Source organism: Dickeya ananatis, from assembly GCF_019464615.1.
Taxonomy (GTDB): Bacteria; Pseudomonadota; Gammaproteobacteria; order Enterobacterales; family Enterobacteriaceae; genus Dickeya; species Dickeya oryzae.
The window spans coordinates 2435144-2454533 of sequence record NZ_CP040816.1; the positions used below are offsets into that span (position 1 = coordinate 2435144).

The following is a 19390-nucleotide window of genomic DNA, read 5'->3' on the forward strand; positions in this document are numbered from 1 at the left end:
GGGTTATTGCCCCGCCACCGCAATCACCGACCCTTTATAATGCTGGCTGATGAAATCCGCCGTCGCTTTAGACTCCAAATCCTTCGCCAGTTGTTTAATGCGCGGATCGTCTTGCAGCGCAGGTGTCGTCACCAGAATGTTGGCGTACGGGTTATGGCTGGCGCTTTCCAACCCCAACGCATCACGGGATGGAACCAACCCTGCTTCCAGTGCGTAGTTACCATTGATAACCGCCAGGTCGACGTCATCCAGCGAGCGGGGGATTTGTGCCGCTTCGATCTCTTTAATCTTCAGTTTTTTCGGGTTGTCGGCGATATCTTTCGGTGTCGCCTGATCTTTCGCCGGGTCGTTATAACCCGCCTTAAGTTTTATCAACCCCTGCCCTTGCAGCAAGTACAGTGCCCGACTGAGGTTCGTGACGTTATTTGGCACCGCCACGGTGGCATTCTCCTTCACCTCGTTAAGTGATTTGTATTTGCGGGAATAGATCCCCAGCGGTTCGATATGCACGGTGGCTACCACCACGAATTTTTTGCCCAACGCTTTTTCCTGATCGCGCAGGTAAGGCACATGCTGGAAGTAGTTGGCGTCAACATCGCCGCTGGCCAGTAACTCATTGGCATTCACGTTACCACTGAGCTCCACCACCTTCAGTTTCAGCGACGGATCCGCCTTTTGAATCTGGGCCAAAATTTCTGCATGCGGCACCGGGTCCGCTGCCACCCGCAAGGCATCAGCCGCCTGAGCCGATACCGATAACCCCATTGCCAACGCCATTGCTGTCAGAGTAAAAAATTTATTATTTTTCATGTTGTTATTCCTTATTAACGGTAATTATTACGTCTCAGACGGTCTCTGCCTGCTGTTGTGCCTGCAATACATCGCCGTAATAGCGCTTCGCCACCTCAGGGTGGGAACGTAAGCGCCCTTTCAGGTAATTCCAGCCGACGTCACGCAGCAGCGGGTTGTTCGGGTCGCTGGCGGGTCCACGCGCCAGTTTTGCCAGCGCGGGCGACAGTGGAAATACCGGCACCACCGCATCCAGTTGCGCACCAAGAAAGAACGCGATGGATAAGCGCTCCTGACCTGGTGGTGGCGACACTACCCGGTGCACCGTGGCGCGCAGATAGCCGTCGGTCGCCAGTTCCAACAACTCGCCGATGTTGACCACAAACGACCCCGGCAATGGACGCGCGTCGACCCAACTATCCGGTTCAAGTTCCACCTGCAAACCGGGCTGCTCATCCTGCAACAACAGCGTCAGAAAGCCGGAGTCTTTGTGCGCGCCAACCCCTTGCTGGCTATCTGCCAACGGTTGCCCGGGGTAGCGAATCAACTTGATATGCTCGTTGGGTTTATTGCCGTACAACACATCAAACGCGGTGACCGGCAACCCCAGAAGCTCAGCGAAAGCACGCAACAGCCGCAGTGAAATTCGGGTCAGGGTTTGCTGCCATTCCAGCAGTGTACTTCTCAGCGCCGGTAACGATTCAGGCCACTGATTCGGCCCCTGCAGTCGCCGCCAGGCCGGATCGCCCGACAGCAGGCGCAGCGGCGGGCGTTCTGCCCCAATATCAAACTGCTCACGCCAGTCCGGCGCGCTGCGGGTTCGTTCGGCACCAGCCAGGGTGTAACCCCGAAAATGGGGAGAGCGAATCATCGCCACACGCTGTTTTTCATCATCTGGTAGAGAGAAAAAAGCACGCGATACGCGCTGAACGCGTTGTTGCAATTCCGGCGCGACGCCGTGGTGGGTGAGATAAAAGAAGCCGGTTTCACGTGCGGCGTGATTCAGGCGTTGCAGAAAATCGGCGCGTTGCCGGGCATCGCCTTCAAGCAGAGAAAAATCGAGTACGGGCAAGGTTTCGGTGTGACTCATGGCTGACTCCAGTAATGAAATGTAGAGATGTCGTGACATTCAACATGGAGCAAGCGCAACAAGACGAAGGGGACATGGTGATTCCTCATGGTCAATAATCGGGAAACCGGCTCGTAAAACGAACCCCAAACATGACATCATCACGCCGTAATAGCAGATGACGGCTGAAATGTATTAATCCCGATTTTCCCACGCAGGTAAAATATCAATAACGGCAAAGGTAAGACGAAAATCGGCACAACCATCAACGCCGATTTGCTGTAATTGGTAACAAATTTGTAAGCAGCTTTACCTGACAATCCATGTATTCGCCTGCGGGAACACAGTAGGATGACGGCGAAGGGTGTGATAAAACAGCCGCAGAACCGCCCCACCGTGTGCCGGTCTGCACTCCAATATCTCTTGAGGTAATCCTATGCAATCTGAAGAACAACGCCTTATTGATGGTCTGTTTAGCCGACTGAAGACAGCCGAGACCAACACGGGCCCTCGGGATCTCAAGGCAGAACAGCAAATCAACGACTATATTCGCCAGCAGCCTGCCGCACCTTACTACATGGCGCAGGCAATGATTATTCAGGAAGCGGCGCTCAAACAACTGGATCAGCGCGTAAAAGAACTGGAAGCCGAGGTTAGCCGGCTCAGACAAGAAGCCGCTGCGCGCCCACAACAAAGTAGCGGCGGTTTTCTGGCCGGTCTGTTTGGCGGCGGCAGCCGTAACAGCGCGCCACAGCAACCGACCCAGCCTTCGCAACCGGCGGGTTATGGTCAGCAGCCTGCGGGCTATGGCCAACCCGCCGGTTACGGCCAGCCGATGGGGTACACACCACCGCCAGCAGGTTACGGCCAGCCAGCGCCGGGTTATGCCCAGCCAGCCCCTTCCCGCGCAGGTGGTTTCCTGAGTGGCGCGCTGCAAACTGCGGCTGGCGTGGCAGGCGGCGTCGTGCTGGCGGATATGCTGACCGGCATGTTCCATCGCTCACAGCCAGAAGAGATCGTCAATATCATCAATGAAACACCGATGATCAACGATAATCCGTTGGGCAATGCCAGCGATAATTTCCGCGATTTCAGCACGGATAACCTGGATACCTTCAACGGTACAGGCAACAACGACCAGTGGAGCAATGTCAGCAGCGAACCACAGGGTAACGACTACGACGATTTCTCTGCCGACGACTCCTACGACGACGACGATTCTTACGTCTGATACCCCGTTTTTCCCGCCATCAGGCTTGTCCCTTGTGTCGTCGTGCTGACTCAAGGGACAGCCATATAAGCAGATATGGATTATTCTGGCGCCGGTTTCAGGCTATCCTAAGCCCTCTGAAATCGGCGACGACTGGATAGCTGCCAACCTCCATGACGGCAGATCAATGTTGATTGCCTACCTTTGTTCGTAACGAATTGAAAGAAATAGAATAAAAGAGAAACAGTGCTGAATGGGCTTTTTTCATATCATCAATAACACTGTATGATACCGGCTCTACGTGTGAACAGTTGCAGCCAGATAGCGACAGAATCACAACGATTAGCGCCAGGGGAAGGCTCTGAAACCTGAAAGTGGACTGACGGCATGCATCTGAACGTAGCTTTATTTAAAAAAGGCAGCACTGGGCTGAACAGTTTGAATGTCTTCATGGTGACGCTGGTGGGTTGCAATATCGGCGCACATGCCCGGTTATCCAACATTGATTTATCGGTATTCTGGCCGGTTAACATCATCATCGCGGCCTTGTTTTACCGCTGCCGATACCTGAATAACCCCTGGTATTACCTCGTCGCCTACGCTGCGATGATTCTGCAAGATACGATATTCTATGGCTGGGGTGTGAGCGCGTTGACCATCAACTCCGCTAACATCGCGTTTATCGTCGTTCTCACCCAGTTGCTCAACTGGCCGGGGTTCCTGACACGCCGGGAAACCGACATGGTCAGTTCACTGTATGTCTTCGCCGCCTGCATGATTGCCGCACTGGCCTGCGGTTTTGTCGGCGCCCTGGCGCAACAGCCGTGGCCCTCCTTTCCGGCTGCGGTATTTCGCAGTAATTTTCTCAATTGGTTCAGCGACCAGTTCTACACAGCGGTGCTGTTTCTACCACTGCTGTTAACCCTGCAAAGCCGGATCCCGCTGCATCTCCCGGCTTCGCTGCAACTGGCGGACGCCCTGCCATTATTGTTACTGCTGCTGTCTATCTGCGTTGCTCCGCTGCTCGGCCCGGTCGCGATCCTGGCGTTTCCCTTGCCGGCATTAACCTGGTGCGCGATTGTCTACCCGCTATGGTTGATTCGGCTTATCACCTTGTGCGTCGGCGCGACAGAGTTAATCATGACCGCCGAGCATGTTTACGCACTCTATAGCCCGCAAGACCCGATGTTTCTGCATCAGGTCGTGATTGCGCGCATCGGCATCGCCGCCACCATCTTCAGCCCGCTGATGATGGCAACCAACGCACGAACCATCCGCCAGTTAAACGCCCGCCTGCTGCGACAAGCCAGCCATGACTTTTTGACCAACACCTTGTCGCGCTACGGGTTTACCGAAGCGCTGTCCACGCACGATCAGAACATCAAATCACAACAGGATGCGGTCAACATCATGTTGATTGACATCGATAACTTCAAAAACATCAACGACAGCTTCGGGCATGACTGCGGCGATGAAATCCTGCGGCAGGTCGCCAATGTGATACAACGGACGGTTTCTGCACAAGGGCTGGTCAGTCGTATCGGCGGGGAAGAGTTTGCCGTCGTGTGCTTTAACTACAGTCCACCCGCGTTTTATCGGCTGGCCGACGAACTGCGTCAAACCATCCAGCACACCGTATTTCTGTTCAACCAACAGCATGTGCCGGTCACCGTCAGTATTGGCATTGCCCATGCGCAGGTAGCGGGTAAACATCTGGTGGATACAGTACATGAGCTATTTCCGCTGGCAGATAAAAACCTCTATACCGCCAAACGCGAAGGGCGTAACCGTACTATTCAGTAAAACAGTACTATCCAGTAGAACCGTACTGCCCAGAAAATCGTCGCCGAAGGGCACAGGTAGGACATCGCCCGGTAGCCGCGCTTTGGCCTGACGGCGCTCAACGCATTGGTTGCTTTCAAAACATTGTTTTCAAAACATTGCTTTCAACGAATAAAAAACGCATCGAGATATCAATGAAATACCGTTATTTACTACTCTGTGCCCTGCTCGCTGCGGTATCGGCACAGGCTGACACCGCCATCCCTCCCGCGGTAAAACAGCTTGAAAAGCAGGGCATTAAAATTATCAAACCGTTTTCTGCCCCCGGCGGCGTACAAGGCTGGCTGGGCGAGTATCAAAAAATGGGTGTCACCATTTACCTGACGCCAGATGGTAAACACGCCATTTCCGGCTATATGTACGACGCGCAAGGCAACAACCTGAGCGAGCAGTTGATTGATAAGGAACTCTACCTGCCCGCCGGACGGGAAATGTGGAAAAAACTGGAGCGCGCCCCGTGGATTGCGGAAGGTAAAGCCGATGCCCCACGCACCATCGTGGTATTCGCTGACCCATTCTGCCCTTACTGCAAGCAGTTCTGGGAAAAGGCCCAACCCTGGGTAGAATCTGGCAAGGTGCAGATACGCACATTGCTGGTTGGTATTATCCGTCCGGACAGCGGCCGGTATGCCGCGGCCATCCTCAGTGCGAAAAACCCGGCACAAGCCTGGCACGACTTTGAATTGTCAAACGGGAAAACTGTGCCACCGTTCCCGGACGCAACACCGCCCGATGTCGTGAAAAAGCTGCAATACAACCAGCAGTTGCTTGAAGAACTGGGTGCTAACGTTACCCCGGCTATCTACTACATGAACGCCGACAACGCCCTGCAACAGGTCGTCGGCCTGCCCGATGAAAAGCAACTGGCCGACATGATGGGGAAATAAACCGCTCCGTCAGGAAGTACAAAAGTGGGTGCTCAGTGGCGCGCCATCGGTGTCTGGACCGTTACCTGATTACGCCATCGCCTGCGTCATCAGTGTCCAGGCCTGCATACCACCCGCTACTGGCTGCCACGGTGTGCCCCGGATCATAGTGACCGGCGCATCGACCCGTTGCAGCCCGCACTCCGCCAGCCAGTGCCCGAGTCCGAGAGCAGCGTCAGTGTCGATACGAACAAACTCACCGCCAACCTCGCTCATCAACGAACTGATCAACAAGCGGGCATGTTCGGCGCTGTCGGCAATCACCGGGCCGATAACATACCCTCGGCCAAAAGGTCGCAACGCCGCAAACCCAGCGATACGGCCGAGCTGTTCCAGCACCTGCATCGACGTTGACTGCCGCAACAGCCAGGTGATCAGCGTCGGGCGTGCCAACCCATGAGCCTGTTGATCCAGCATCGAGAGGTGAGAGGCATCCGCCAGTGTAGCGGCTCGTAGCCGCTGTCCATTGTCCAGACTCGGTGCAGCGATTGTCGGTAACTGCGGGCATTGATACTGATGGATTTCACCCACCGGCATAAATCCCAGCCGGGCATATAACCCCTGCCCCGCCGCAGTGGCGTGTAGTCGTACCTGATATCCCTCAAGGCCAGCCAGTACCCCTTCCATCAGCCGCCGACCGATGCCACGCCCTTGCTGCTGTTCATCCACCACCACCAGGCCGATGGTGGCCCAGCACTCACCCCAGCGCCAGCATACTGCGGTTCCCAGTGGTTGCCCGTTTTCTTCCGCCAGCAGCCCGTCCCCCAGCCGCAACGCGTCCTGCCAGTCCTGTAGCCGGTGCGGCCAGTTCGTCTGCTGAGTTAGCGACCAGCCGAAGTCAGCATCCGCTGCCGTCATGGCGCGTAACGTTATCGTCATGTCATGCTCCTCACATCATGCCCGGCGCTTTTAACCCGGAACCGTCTACCAGTCGGGCGTAGCGGAACGGGGTTGGATCCACGATCGGGGCATCTCCCGTTACCAAGTCTGCCGCCAGTCGACCGGCCCCCGGCCCGATACCGAAGCCATGCGCGCTGTACCCGGCAGACAGCACCAGCCCCGGCAAGCTCTCCACCGGTGAAATGACCGGAATCGCGTCCGGCGTGCTGTCGATCATCCCTCCCCACGCCTGTACAGCGCGGATGGCAGCCAGCGCCGGGTATTCACGCCGCATCGCCGCCAGCCCGTCGCTCACTATCGCCATATCCGGTGCCGGGTCGAGAATACGGGTTTTCTCAAACGGCGACACCCCGTCGAATGACCAGACCGCCCGTGATTCCGGCCCACACAGGAAAGGTTTAACACCCGGACGGAACGACAAATTTTTACGCCGCGCCCGGAAAGTCGGATAAAACTGTCGGGCGTAACGCAGGCTCTGGAAGCCCGGCTCCAGTCGACCGCGCCCGGACACCGACACGGTATAGCTGCCGTCTGACTGCGGGCGACAGGCAAACCCCGCGGTGTAAAACGGCAGGCTAATAACCTGCTCGATCGGTGCGGTGCGAAACGCCGTACCAATCACGTTGCCCAACGGCAGCTCGATACCATGACGACGGCAGAACAGCGAGCTCCAGACACCGCCGGCACAAATCACTGTGGAGGTTTTTACCCGGCCACGCTCGGTCCACACGCCGCTGACCCGTCCACCGCTGATATCCAGCCCGCGCACCGCGCACTGCTGGATAACGCTGGCGCCAAGGCGTTGTGCGGCGATAGCCAGCCCGGCGCAAGCCAGCGCGGGTTCGGCATGACCATCAGTCGGCGACGACACGCCCCCCAGCCACGCGGTGGTACTGCCTGGCGTCATCGCTTTGGCCTGCTCGGCATTGAGAATATCGCTGCGTACACCGTAGGCTTTCGCCATCTTGCCCCAGTTGTCCCAGGCGTCGATTTCCGCCTGATCCAACGTGGTGTACAGCAGCCCGGAACGGTGAAAGCCCAGATCCTCACCGGTCTCCTGTTGCAATTCTTCCCAGCGACGCAACGCGTAGATGATCAGTGGTAATTCGCGTTCATCGCGGTTTTGCTGTCGGCACCATCCCCAGTTGCGGCTGGATTGCTCGCCACCCACCAGCCCTTTTTCCAGTAGCAACACGCTGACGCCTTTTTTCGCCAGCTCATAGGCTGCCGCCGCGCCAGCGATACCAGCGCCAACCACTACCACGTCTGCCTGATCCGGCAACTGTCTACTGTCCTGAACATATCTGATCGGTGCAGGCATGTTGTTCCTCTGTCATTGCCTAAGAATAGAAATGTGTTTCTAACGCCAGTGCGCTTACCAATAGCCTGATTTCTTTATGACATTATCGCACATCTGATAGCAGCCTATCGTAATCGGCAACGGCACCCGCGTCACTGTCTGCCTGCCAGCCTCACAATCCCCCCTCCTCCCCCTGCTCGGATACTTCTTCAACACCGGGTTATGGTATTTAGCGGGTTATGGTATTTAGCGGGTTATGGTATTTAGCGAGTTATGGTATTTAGCGAGTTATGGTATTCACCGGGTTTGTCCACTCGGGCGATGCACATTCGGCAGGATGTAACGAAATACACCACCACGTTACCGGCGTAAACCGCCTGTTGTGCCGCCGACGGCGGCTTGGCTGCCAGTCGCGATAACGCCGCACTCACATCCTGCAACAGACGATCATCAGCCAGTCATCTTCTCTCAACCCATTCTGATAGCCGAATAAACCCTATCGCCAACAATGGACAGGAACCCTACCATCAGGAGAGCGATACTATGTTAAGCAAAAGACGTAAATCCCGACTGGGCTACATTCCCGATACCCCAGACATTCGCGACCACCACTACACCCCTGACCCCAGCGTGCTGAAAGTGCTGCCCGCCAAAGTGGACCTGACGCCAACTTTTGAGGTTTACGACCAGGGTCCTATCGGCTCGTGTACCGCCAACGCGCTGGCAGGCGCGGTACAGTTTGAACGGTTAAAGATTGGCGAGCGGCCTAACTTTATACCGTCACGGCTGTTCATCTACTACAACGAGCGCACCATTGAAGGCGATGTCAAGTATGATGCGGGTGCCACGCTGCGTGATGGTATCAAAACCCTGCATAAACAGGGAGTCTGTCCGGAAGAAGAGTGGCCCTATGTGGCAACCCCCGCACAGGAAGAAGGCGGTGAATTTCCTCCCGGCGCCCCGGCTGCAACCAAGCCACCGGAACGCTGTTATCAGGACGCGTTGAAATACACCATCACCAACTACCAGCGCTTGCATCAGGATTTGTCACACCTACAAGGCTGCCTGGCCTGCGGCTTTCCATTTGTGTTCGGTTTTACGGTCTATTCCAGTTGGATGGACCTGAAAAACCTGCCGGTGGTGGTACCGCTACCCTGCGGCAAAGATAAACCGGAAGGCGGCCATGCCGTTCTGTGCGTCGGGTATGACAACGCCACCCAGCTCTTTAAATTCCGCAATTCATGGGGGAAAAACGTGGGAGAGAACGGCTATTTCTATATGCCCTACGCCTATCTGCTCGACCATCGTCTGGCACAAGATATCTGGGCTATTAATACCGTTAAAAGCTAGTGCCGTTAACAGCTAGCGCTCTTAAAAATAAACCATACGGCCTGTGCGGTATTACCCGAAGCCACAAATAGCTGTACGGACAACGTCGGCCGCCATCAGAGGCGGCCGACCCGATAGTGAACGCCATTAAGACACCGTGGTTCGATACGCCGCCTGCGGGGCGCTACGCGTACCCGATAGCGTGAAGGCAGAGATCAGCGTCACCGTCAGCGCAATCGCCCCGAGAATCAGGTAGGTGTTCTGAAAACCAATACGGTCATACAGATTTCCGGCCATCGCCGACAGGAAAATCGCCGCTGATTGTTTGGCGAACTGAAAACCAATCAGGTAGATGGTGGCAGACAGCCGGGTGTCAAAGGTGGTGGTGATATATTTGAACGCCCCTACCAGCAGGAACGGGACTTCCAGCGCATGCAGCATTTTCAGCGTTACCACTTCCACCACGCTGGTCGCAAATGCCGACCCGACGATACGCACCGTCATAATAATCCCCGCCACCAGCAGCGTGTTTTTAGCACCGATGCGATTGATGATCCACGGCGAACAAAACATGATGACCGCATTTGCCAGTTCGCCCAACGTGGTGGCAAAACCAAATACTTCATTGCCCCTCTGTGGTGTGGCGAAAAACGATTTAAAGAAGTTGGCGAACTGTTGGTCAAACACATCGTACACGCAGGCGACCCCCACCACGTACAAGATGAACATCCACAGTTTGCGATCGCCGAACACCCGGCCTGCCATTTTTAGCGTGACTTGTGGCTGATTGGCACCTAATGCGTCCATCACCTGCGCCGTCGGGTGAGCTTCTGGTCGGGCTATCAGCAGCAACACGAGCAGCAGCACCGCAGCGCCCGACCCCATCCAAAACACCAGCGCCGGGTTAACGTTAAACAGGATACCCGCGGTGGAGGCACACAATCCCCATCCCAGGCAGCCAAACATGCGCGCCTTACCGTACTCAAACCCGCTCTGGCGACTGACTCGCTCGATGTAGGCTTCCACCGCCGCAGAGCCTGCGGAAAACACCAGCCCGATGTAAACACCGCCCGCGACCGCCCCTAACAGGCTATTTACCTTTAACAACGGCGCAAACACATACAGAAAGAACGGCGCAAACAAAAACAGCAGGATGGCGATGACCCACAGCAGGTGTTTTTTCAATCCCAGCCGGTCTGACAGTACGCCTATCAACGGCTGGAACAGAATGGCGAACAGTGAAATGGCGGAGAACACCACGCCAGTCTGGGTTTTGTTCAGACCGATCACCTCCGCCAGCCAGACCGGCAGAAACGGGAAACAGGTTGCCATGATGAAAAAATACAGAAAGAAGAACAGGCCGAAAATCCAGAAATTACGGTTATGTTTATGCGTTGTCGTGTGTAGGGTCGGTTGACTGATGTCCATATATCTATCCTTAAAAAAGGCCAGTCGGGGGAGAGGTCGCCCTCTCCCGCTGTATTACAGACGTTCCAATTCCAGTAACAGCGCCGTTTCCGGGTTAAGAATAGGCAGACGCAACCCGGCTTTCATCAACCATTCGCCGCTGTATTGCGCCGGTGCCGCCATCCAGGACGGTAACTGGCGCATAGTGCTGCCTCCTTCGATAACCGGCTTCAGGTCTGGGTGGTCCACCACGGTTAAGCGATAACGGGCCTGCGCATCCAGCCCGGGAAAACGCAGCACCCCGGCCAGCGCGTAATCCGGCATGGCCAGTTGCGCGACCAGAAACAGCGCCTGACGCCTATCCTCGCTGACGACGCCCTGCACCTGCGTGGTGGCATCCGGCATGTCGACTCGCCACAGGCGGCCGGTGTGTAATAGCATGCGGTACTGGCGGTGCAACGCCACGTAATGGCGAAAACCAGCCTGTTCCTGCGCGTCAGCACGTACCGGATCCAGCTCGATACCCATGTGACCAAACAGCGCCGTCAAGCCACGAAAGGCAATGCTGTGCTGACGCCCGGTGGCGTGACAGCGGTGATGACCGATGTGTGCACCCATCACTTCAGGCGGGAAGAAGTAACTCATACCACGCTGAATCGTCTGCCGTTCCAGCGCGTCGTTATTGTCGGAAGCCCAGAAGCGGTGGCTACGCCGCAACACCTCGTAGTCGATACGCCCACCGCCAGAGGCACAGGACTCAAACTCCACCTGCGGGAAACGCTCGCCCAGTACATCGAGCAGGCGATAAAACGCCTTCGTCTGGCGATCGGCGGCCGCCCGCCCCTGGTGGGCCGGTTGCACCAGCTCGCGGTTCATGTCCCACTTCACGTAGTCGATAGGGTGTTCACCCAGCAGCCAGCTCAGGCGCGCCAACAGATAATCGAATACCTCAGGGTTCGCCAGATCGAGCGCATACTGATAACGCCCGGTCGGCTGCTCGTAACCAGAGACTGCCAGCAACCAATCCGGGTGCGCGCGATACAGATCGGAATTCGGGTTGACCATTTCCGGCTCCACCCAGATACCGAACTCCATGCCCAGCGCCCGCACATGGTTTATTACCGGCATCAGCCCTTGTGGGTATTTCTGTGCATCCACGTACCAGTCGCCGAGGGCGGCACGGTCATGGTCACGCCCGCGAAACCAGCCGTCGTCGATAATAAAACGCTCAACGCCCAGCGCAGCGGCCTGCGTCGCCATCTGCATGATGTAGTCCGGGTCGTGTTTAAAATAGATACCTTCCCAAGTATTGAGATGTACCGGGCGCGGCAAGGCACGAGGGAATCGAATAATCTCCTGGCGCAAAAAGCGGTGAAACTGTTGGCTCATACCGTTGAGCCCCTGCTCAGAGCAGGCGGCGTACAGCCACGGCGTGGTCAGGGATTCACCCTGCGCCAGCGCGACTTCGCCGGGCAGATACAGCGCCTCCGCCTGCACCAGCCGTCGCCCATCGGTTTTCACTTCAGCGCGCAACCGATGGTTGCCGCTCCAGCCGAGGTGCGCACCCCATACCCGTCCCTGCTGCTCGGAAAATCCCGGCTCGCCGCTCACCATCGCCGGGAAATACTCATGCGAGGTACGCCCACGGCGGTTTTCCTGAACCAGACTGCCGTGCGCGAGCCGCGTGCGGTGCGGCTGAAACTCCCGTACCCAGCGCCCGTGAAACGCCATCACCTCCGCCGCCGATTCCGGCAGCGGCAGCGTGACCGCCAGCCGCTGCACCTGCCAGTCACCCGGATGCAGGTTGGTCAGACAATGACGCAGTTGCAGCACCCCGCTGTCAGCGTGCAGCTTGAATTCGCTGGTCAGGCGCAAGCCCGCCTCGTGGTCTTCTGCTTCAATGATCAGGTGTTGCGGACTCGGCTGTTCTACCGCCACGGTAGTCAACACTGCAAAGGCGTCAAGACCGTTGCGATGCCCTTCAACGCCCGGCGAGCCAAATAAACCACGCCCGGTTTCCGCCGCCAGTGTCACCGGTACGTCCACATCCAGTCGGCCGTTCGCCACCGGCCGTGACAGACTCTGCACATCCTGTGGCGAAAACGTCTCCAGATGCGGCCCCCAATACAGTATTTCTGCCGCCGGTCGGCAGCGCACAATCACATCCGTCACCGAACTGGTCAAACGAATTAGCGTCGTTTCCATCCTCATCCTCCTGAATGGTTGATGAGACTAGTTGTATTCCGAAACGTTTCGGATAAAAACCGAAACGTTTCGGTTTTGTGATCGGGTTAAAAAACGAACGCAGCAACGGTGGTGGAAAACAATGGTGAAACAGGCGGACGCAAGCGGATTATTTTGTTGCTGGCGGCGGGTTATCCGTCTGTCCGGCGCGCAACTGTGGTTGCCATAACACCTGTAGTGAGGAGGGGTCTTCCCCCATCAACAAACGCGATACCATATGGGCTATCTGCTGGCCCACCTGCGAACGGGTCGCCTGCGTGATGGCGGTGACCGGTATTTCCAGCAACGAGTCGGCTGGCAGGCCATCATAGACTATCAACGATACCGCACGCTCCCCTTGCAGACGGCCGCTGTCGCGCAATGCCAGCGCTGCCCCTTCCCCTTGCGTGCTGCCATCGATAACGATAGCAGTAGGTGGCTGCGGCAACGCCAGCCATTGCAACGTTGCCTGATACCCCTCCCGGCGTGATGGTGCCACCTGTCGCAACAGCGCATCACGCGGGGCGATACCGGCTGCCGCCAATGCCTCCAGATAGCCAGCACGGCGTTGGGCGATAAAGGATTGCGGATGATGTTCGCCAAGAAAAGCGATTTGACGGTGACCAAGCGAGATCAAATGCCGGGTGGCGAGCGCCGCACCGGCCTGACTGTCAAAATCAAACCAGGCATAGGGTAATGGCAGATCACTGCGCCCGAGCGCCAAAAACGGAAAGCCAACCGATTGCAGGTATTGCAGTCGGGGGTCTTGTTGCAACGTATGCGCGACGATCAACGCATCCACCCGGCGGCTTTCTATCATGCGTAAAAACGCATGGTGATCGGCCTGCTCCTTGTCGGCAATCAACAGCAGATCAATCTCCTGCTTCGCCAGCTCGTGGCTGATTTCCGCCACCATCTCCATAAAAGTGGTGTTACTGAGCGGTGCGGGCTGCATAGGAAACACCAGCCCCACGGCGTCAATACGCCCCATTTTCAGTCGGCGGGCAAACGTATTGGGGCGATAGCCTAAGCGCCGAGCTTCTTCTTCCACCCGCAGGCGCGTTTGAGCCGCCACGTCATCATAGCCATTGAGCGCGCGGCTAACGGTGGTGACCGATAATCCCAACGTTTTTGCAATCTGTTTCAGTGACATGGCGCATCATTCACCCTGAATTCTATTACGGGCCAGACTACCACAAATCACGGCAAGGGGGGGATGCGAGAGGCGGTTGACAAACAGCCAAGTGGTTTTGTGAACGGTGATCTCTGTCTGGGTTGTGGATGATTTCGTGCGAGGTAAAGCCAATCTTTCCTTTGTAACATTATCTCTCGCACGACAAGGAGAGGCTCAAACGCCGCCTCTCCTTGACCACTGGCTTGAGGGCTAAACTGTGCCGCTTCGCGGTTCCTTCGGCATTCGCCTTCGCTGTTCGGGCCGCCCGTCCATGCGGCTCACCCGGCGAAGTCGTCCACCTCAGCACCGTTTTTAACGCCGGAAAACCCTTCGCCTGTCATGAAAGGCACTACGAGAAGAGAGCCTTATTTCTTGTCTTTATTGGCTTTGTCGATCACCATGCGCGCCCAGCGCGGGTGGTGTTTCAGCGCCCACTTCTCCGAGACCTTGCCTTCGATCATGCCTTTGATCGAACCACGCACCCAGAACGCCATGTACAGGTGAATCAAAATGGCGTGGATCAGCACAATGGCGGCGGTGGCGTGCAACAAAATGGCGTAACGCACCAGGTCTATCGGGAACAAATGGGCGAAGTACGGCCGCCACATGATGACACCGGTAATCAGCAGCACCAGCGTTAACCCCATAATGCTCCAGAACATCAGTTTCTGGCCGGGGTTGTATTTACCCACATCAGCCACTTCATGCTCGTTGCCCTTGAGTACCTCAATGATATTCAGGAACCACGGCACATCCTGACGTTTCGGGATGTTATGACCGACAAAACGGATAAACATCGGCACCAGACACACCACAATCAAAATACCGAAGAACGGGTGCATGATGCGCCCCATCTGCGGCGTACCGAAGGTTTGCGTCAGCCATTGCAGCGTCGGGAAAAACAGCGCGATCCCCGACAGCGCCACCAGAAAGAAACTGATCACCACAATCCAGTGGCAAACACGGTCGGCGAACTTAGTGCGCACAATCATTTTTGGGTTACTCATGCTTATCGTCTCCTTCATGCGCCTGTTCTTTATCCGAATGTGATTCATCCGAATGTGCTATCTCCTCCGTGTTCGGCCCAATGCCGATGTAGTGGAACATCAACCCGGCGAAGGTGGCGACAAAGCCCAGCGTGGATAACGGCTTGAGAATGCCTTTCCACAGGTTGACTGGCGTCGAGATTTTTGGATTATCCGGCAGGTTGTGGTACAGCGACGGTTTATCCGCATGATGCAACACATACATCACGTGCGTACCGCCAACACCCTCGGGGTCATACAGGCCGGCATTGGCGTAACCGCGTTTTTTCAGATGTGCGACACGCTCGGCCGCGACGTTCTTCATTTCTTCTTTGGTACCGAAATGGATAGCACCGGTCGGGCAGGTTTTCACGCAAGCCGGTTCCTGACCGGTACTGACGCGATCGACACACAGCGTACATTTGTAGACGCGGTTATCCTGCTTGTTTAAGCGCGGAATATTGAACGGACACCCGGCGATACAATACCCACAGCCGATGCAGTGTTCAGACTGAAAATCGACGATACCGTTGGCGTACTGAATAATGGCACCGGCTGACGGGCAGGCTTTCAGGCAGCCCGGCTCGGCACAGTGCATACAACCGTCCTTGCGGATCAACCATTCCAAACGGTCTTCGCTCTCCACTTCAGAAAAGCGCATCACCGTCCAGGATTTCGCGCTCAGATCGGTAGGGTTGTCGTACACCCCCACGTTGTGACCGACGTCATCACGGATGTCGTTCCACTCGGAACAGGCCGCCTGACAGGCTTTACAGCCGATACAGGTGGTGACATCGATAAGTTTGGCGACTTCGCTTTTATCATCCCGAACCTGTGGCGGCGGCGTCAGGCTACTGGTGGCCGAACGCTGGATAATATCCTGAGATTGCATTGACATAACGTTTTACCCTTACACCTTTTCCACATTGACCAGGAACGCTTTGTATTCCGGCGTTTGCGAGTTGGCATCGCCGACGCTGGGCGTCAGGGTATTCGCCAGGAATCCCTTGCGTGTCGTCCCTTCGAATCCCCAGTGGCAGGGAATGCCGACGGTTTCAATCGCTTTTCCGGCCACGGTCAATGTTTTGATACGCTTGGTCACCACCGCCTTGGCTTTGATGTAACCACGCTGGCAGGAGACCTTCACCATATCGCCCGCCTGAATCCCTTTGCTTTTCGCCAGGTTCTCGCCGATTTCGACAAACTGCTCCGGTTGGATGATCGCATTCATACGTGCATGCTTGGTCCAGTGACGGAACAGCTCGGTAATGGAATAAGTGGTGGCGACATACGGGAAATCGCTCGCCTTGCCCATGGTTTTCGCATCACGCGCAAACAGGCGTGTCGCCGGGTTCGATACCACCGCCGGGTGCAGCGGGTTGGTGCCGATCGGGCTTTCTATCGGTTCGTAGTGTTCCGGGAACGGGCCATCCGCCAGCTTATCCATTGAGAACAGCCGTGCGACGCCTTCCGGCAACATGATGAACGGCATGGTGTCTTTGCCCGGCGGTACCGTGGCAGCAAAGTCTGGCACGTCGATGCCTTTCCATTTCTGGCCGGTCCATTCCAGCAGTTTGCGTTTGCTGTCCCAGGGTTTGCCCTGCAAATCCGCCGAGGCGCGGTTATACAAAATGCGGCGGTTCTGCGGCCAACACCAGGCCCAGCCCGGCGTACAACCCAGCCCCACATCGGTATTGTCGCGGTTCGCCATCTGGTTACCGGCTTCGGTCCAGCTTCCGGCGTAAATCCAGCAGAAGCTGGCGGTAGTGCCGTCGTCACGCAGTTGCGAGAAGTCTGCCAGTTGCTGGCCTTTTTTCAACAGCAGATTGCCTTTATCGTCGAACACATCCGCCAGCGCCATCCCGTTGGATTCACGGGCGATCTCTTCGGGCGTCGGGTCTTCCGGGTCCTGATAGTTCCAGTTGATGTTCAGCACCGGTTCCGGGCACACACCGCCCTCTTCCCGGTACAGTTCACGCAGGCGCGTCATCAGGCGACCGAGGATCTTCGCGTCGTGCAGCGCTTCAGCCGGTGGCTCGGCCGCCGCCCAATGCCATTGCAGCCAGCGCCCGGAGTTGGCGATAGAACCGTTTTCTTCAGCAAAACAGCTCGATGGCAGACGGAACACTTCGGTCTGAATCTCAGCCGAATTCACGTCATTAAACTCGCCGTGGTTTTGCCAGAAGGTGGAGGTTTCGGTCGCCAGCGGGTCGATCACCACCATGTATTTCAGTTTCGATAAAGCGGCGGTAGCCTTGTTCTTGTTGGAGAACGCGGCCAGCGGGTTGAAACCCTGAACGATGTAGCCGTTCATTTTGCCGTCCAGCATCAGTTCGGTTTGGGCCATGACGTCATAGCTGCGGTCCCACTTCGGCAGCCAGTCATAACCCCAGTTGTTGGAGGCCTGCGCGTTATCACCCCAGAAGCTCTTCATCATGCTGATGAAAAACTTCGGCGTATTCTTCCAGTAGTTAACCTGATCCGCCAACAGCGCATCCGGTGTTATCTGGCTGAGGTAGGTTTTCAGGTCACCCTGTTTTTCGGACGGCAACGGCATGTAGCCCGGCAGGTTGAGGCTCAGCAGCCCCAGGTCGGTATACCCCTGAATGTTGGAGTGACCACGCAGCGCATTGATGCCGCCGCCCGCCATACCGATGTTACCGAGCAACAGCTGGATCATGGCCGCCGAGCGGATGATCTGTGCGCCGTTGGTGTGATGCGTCCAGCCCAGTGCGTACATGAAGGTCGCGGTTTTGTTCGGCACACAGGTGCTGGCCAGCGACTGGCAAATCTCTTCATAGGCTTTCGCCGGTGTGCCGCACAGCGAGGTCACCATCTCCGGCGTATAGCGGGAAACATGTTTTTTCAGCAGGTTCCACACGCAACGCGGATGACTTAAGGTCATGTCCCGTTTGGCGAAACCGTCCGCCCCCAGCTCGTACTGCCAGCTGCTCTTGTCGTACTGGTGCGTCTGGCTGTTATAACCACTGAACAGCCCCTCGTCGAAGCTGAAATCCTCACGCACGATCAGGCTGGCGTTGGTGTAAGACTTCACATACTCATGGTGAATCTTGTCGTGGGTTATCAGGTAGTTGACGACACCGAGCAGGAAAGCGGCATCCGACCCGGCGCGGATCGGTGCGTACAGGTCGGCGACGGCGGCAGAACGGTTAAAACGTGGGTCAACCACAATCAGTTTGGCGTCATTGTGGGTTTTGGCTTCCACCGCCCATTTGAAGCCAACCGGATGTGCTTCCGCCGCGTTGCCACCCATCACGATGATCACGTTGGCGTTTTTAATGTCCACCCAGTTGTTAGTCATCGCCCCACGGCCGAAAGTCGGTGCCAGCGCAGCAACGGTCGGGCCGTGGCACAGGCGCGCCTGACAATCGATAGCCACCATCCCCAGCGAACGGGCAAACTTCTGGTCGAGAATACCGGTTTCATTACTGGCGGCAGACGAGCACAGCATCCCGGTAGTCAGCCAGCGGTTGACCAGTGTGCCTTTAGCGTTAACACGCTCAAAGTTGGCGTCACGGTCTTTTTTCATCAGCCGTGCGATACGGTCGATCGCCTCATCCCAACTGATACGCTGCCATTTGTCTGAACCCGGCGCACGGTATTCCGGGTATTTCAGGCGGCCTTCGCTGTGAATGTAATCCACCAGACCAGCGCCTTTCGGGCACAACGAGCCACGGCTGACCGGGTGATCCGGGTCCCCTTCGATGTGAAAGATGGCGGGTTTGGCGTTTTTTGCCCCGTCGCCCAGGCTGTACATCAGCAGTCCGCAGCCCACAGAGCAATACGTGCAGTTATTGCGGGTTTCTTTCGCCCGCAGCAGTTTGTACTGACGGACCGAGGCCATCGCCTCCGTGGGTGTAAACCCTAAAACAGCGAGTGTAGTCCCTGCCATTCCCCCGGCGCAGACTTTAAAAAAGCCCCTTCGATTAACTTGCATGTTTTTCCCTATCATTTTATGTGTCTTTTTTGTTGCGAGGAATCTAACAACACGCCACGAGGAGATTTTGAGCAAAATCAAGAATTACGGTTTTAATAGTACATTCACCCCCTTTATGGGTATTTATGCTCAGACTTTCGCTATGCACGTAAATACATAGCGATATCCGCCGGTTGTCAGGTTTCGTCGTGTCAGCCTCATTTCATTCCGGCAACCTGCCGTTACCGAGACATTAACA

15 protein-coding genes are annotated in these 19390 nt (G+C 56.4%); 4 read left to right on the forward strand and 11 right to left on the reverse strand.

Annotated elements, in window-relative coordinates; all coding sequences use genetic code 11:
* Positions 1–3: 3 nt before the first annotated feature.
* Both FGI04_RS10805 and FGI04_RS10810 read right to left on the reverse strand, forming a co-directional pair.
* Positions 4–810, reverse strand: a complete 807-nt coding sequence (locus FGI04_RS10805) for a MetQ/NlpA family ABC transporter substrate-binding protein (RefSeq protein ID WP_407321236.1) — start codon at positions 808–810, stop codon at positions 4–6.
* 34 nt (positions 811–844) lie between these two features.
* Complete coding sequence (locus tag FGI04_RS10810; RefSeq protein ID WP_407336707.1) at positions 845–1879, reverse strand: isopenicillin N synthase family dioxygenase; 1035 nt, start codon at positions 1877–1879, stop codon at positions 845–847.
* A gap of 415 nt (positions 1880–2294) precedes the next feature.
* Here FGI04_RS10810 and FGI04_RS10815 point away from each other — a divergent pair, with 415 nt between their 5' ends.
* The 3 genes from FGI04_RS10815 to dsbG all read left to right on the forward strand — a co-directional run bounded on the left by FGI04_RS10815 (position 2295) and on the right by dsbG (position 5797).
* Complete coding sequence (locus tag FGI04_RS10815) at positions 2295–3089, forward strand: DUF2076 domain-containing protein (RefSeq protein ID WP_407273656.1); 795 nt, start codon at positions 2295–2297, stop codon at positions 3087–3089.
* A gap of 366 nt (positions 3090–3455) precedes the next feature.
* On the forward strand, positions 3456–4871 hold the full coding sequence (locus FGI04_RS10820; RefSeq protein ID WP_407321234.1) for a GGDEF domain-containing protein: 1416 nt from the start codon (positions 3456–3458) through the stop codon (positions 4869–4871).
* A 173-nt stretch (positions 4872–5044) separates the two neighbouring features.
* Complete coding sequence (gene dsbG / locus FGI04_RS10825) at positions 5045–5797, forward strand: thiol:disulfide interchange protein DsbG (protein WP_407321233.1); 753 nt, start codon at positions 5045–5047, stop codon at positions 5795–5797.
* A gap of 69 nt (positions 5798–5866) precedes the next feature.
* Here dsbG and FGI04_RS10830 read toward each other — a convergent pair whose 3' ends face one another.
* From FGI04_RS10830 to FGI04_RS10840, 3 genes are all read right to left on the reverse strand, one after another.
* Positions 5867–6715: a GNAT family N-acetyltransferase gene (locus FGI04_RS10830; protein WP_407340135.1), complete on the reverse strand. Its 849-nt coding sequence runs from the start codon at positions 6713–6715 to the stop codon at positions 5867–5869.
* Between the two features lie 10 nt (positions 6716–6725).
* Positions 6726–8057, reverse strand: a complete 1332-nt coding sequence (locus tag FGI04_RS10835) for an NAD(P)/FAD-dependent oxidoreductase (protein ID WP_342701482.1) — start codon at positions 8055–8057, stop codon at positions 6726–6728.
* 242 nt (positions 8058–8299) lie between these two features.
* Entirely contained in the window at positions 8300–8476 is a 177-nt protein-coding gene (locus tag FGI04_RS10840; RefSeq protein ID WP_407336708.1) for a hypothetical protein, read from the reverse strand.
* Between the two features lie 103 nt (positions 8477–8579).
* Between FGI04_RS10840 and FGI04_RS10845 the strand changes: the two genes are divergently transcribed.
* The gene (locus FGI04_RS10845) at positions 8580–9386 is read left to right on the forward strand and encodes a C1 family peptidase (RefSeq protein ID WP_342701484.1); all 807 of its coding nucleotides are present in this window, start codon (positions 8580–8582) and stop codon (positions 9384–9386) included.
* A 126-nt stretch (positions 9387–9512) separates the two neighbouring features.
* Here the strand turns inward: FGI04_RS10845 and FGI04_RS10850 are convergent, their stop codons facing one another.
* The 6 genes from FGI04_RS10850 to fdnG form a co-directional block, all read right to left on the reverse strand.
* Positions 9513–10793 (reverse strand): MFS transporter, encoded by a 1281-nt coding sequence (locus tag FGI04_RS10850; RefSeq protein WP_407336709.1) that lies wholly within the window; start codon positions 10791–10793, stop codon positions 9513–9515.
* Positions 10794–10847: 54 nt separating this feature from the next.
* The gene (locus tag FGI04_RS10855; protein WP_407340133.1) at positions 10848–12977 is read right to left on the reverse strand and encodes an alpha-galactosidase; all 2130 of its coding nucleotides are present in this window, start codon (positions 12975–12977) and stop codon (positions 10848–10850) included.
* Positions 12978–13125: 148 nt separating this feature from the next.
* Positions 13126–14148, reverse strand: coding sequence for a LacI family DNA-binding transcriptional regulator (locus tag FGI04_RS10860; RefSeq protein ID WP_407336710.1), 1023 nt, complete (start codon positions 14146–14148; stop codon positions 13126–13128).
* Positions 14149–14534: 386 nt separating this feature from the next.
* Positions 14535–15176 (reverse strand): formate dehydrogenase-N subunit gamma, encoded by a 642-nt coding sequence (fdnI, locus tag FGI04_RS10865; protein WP_019846009.1) that lies wholly within the window; start codon positions 15174–15176, stop codon positions 14535–14537.
* Positions 15169–16092 (reverse strand): formate dehydrogenase subunit beta, encoded by a 924-nt coding sequence (gene fdxH, locus FGI04_RS10870; RefSeq protein WP_342701488.1) that lies wholly within the window; start codon positions 16090–16092, stop codon positions 15169–15171. The genes fdnI and fdxH overlap by 8 nt, the downstream gene beginning before the upstream one ends.
* A gap of 12 nt (positions 16093–16104) precedes the next feature.
* On the reverse strand, positions 16105–19152 hold the full coding sequence (gene fdnG, locus FGI04_RS10875) for a formate dehydrogenase-N subunit alpha (protein ID WP_407274939.1): 3048 nt from the start codon (positions 19150–19152) through the stop codon (positions 16105–16107).
* Positions 19153–19390 lie beyond the last annotated feature (238 nt).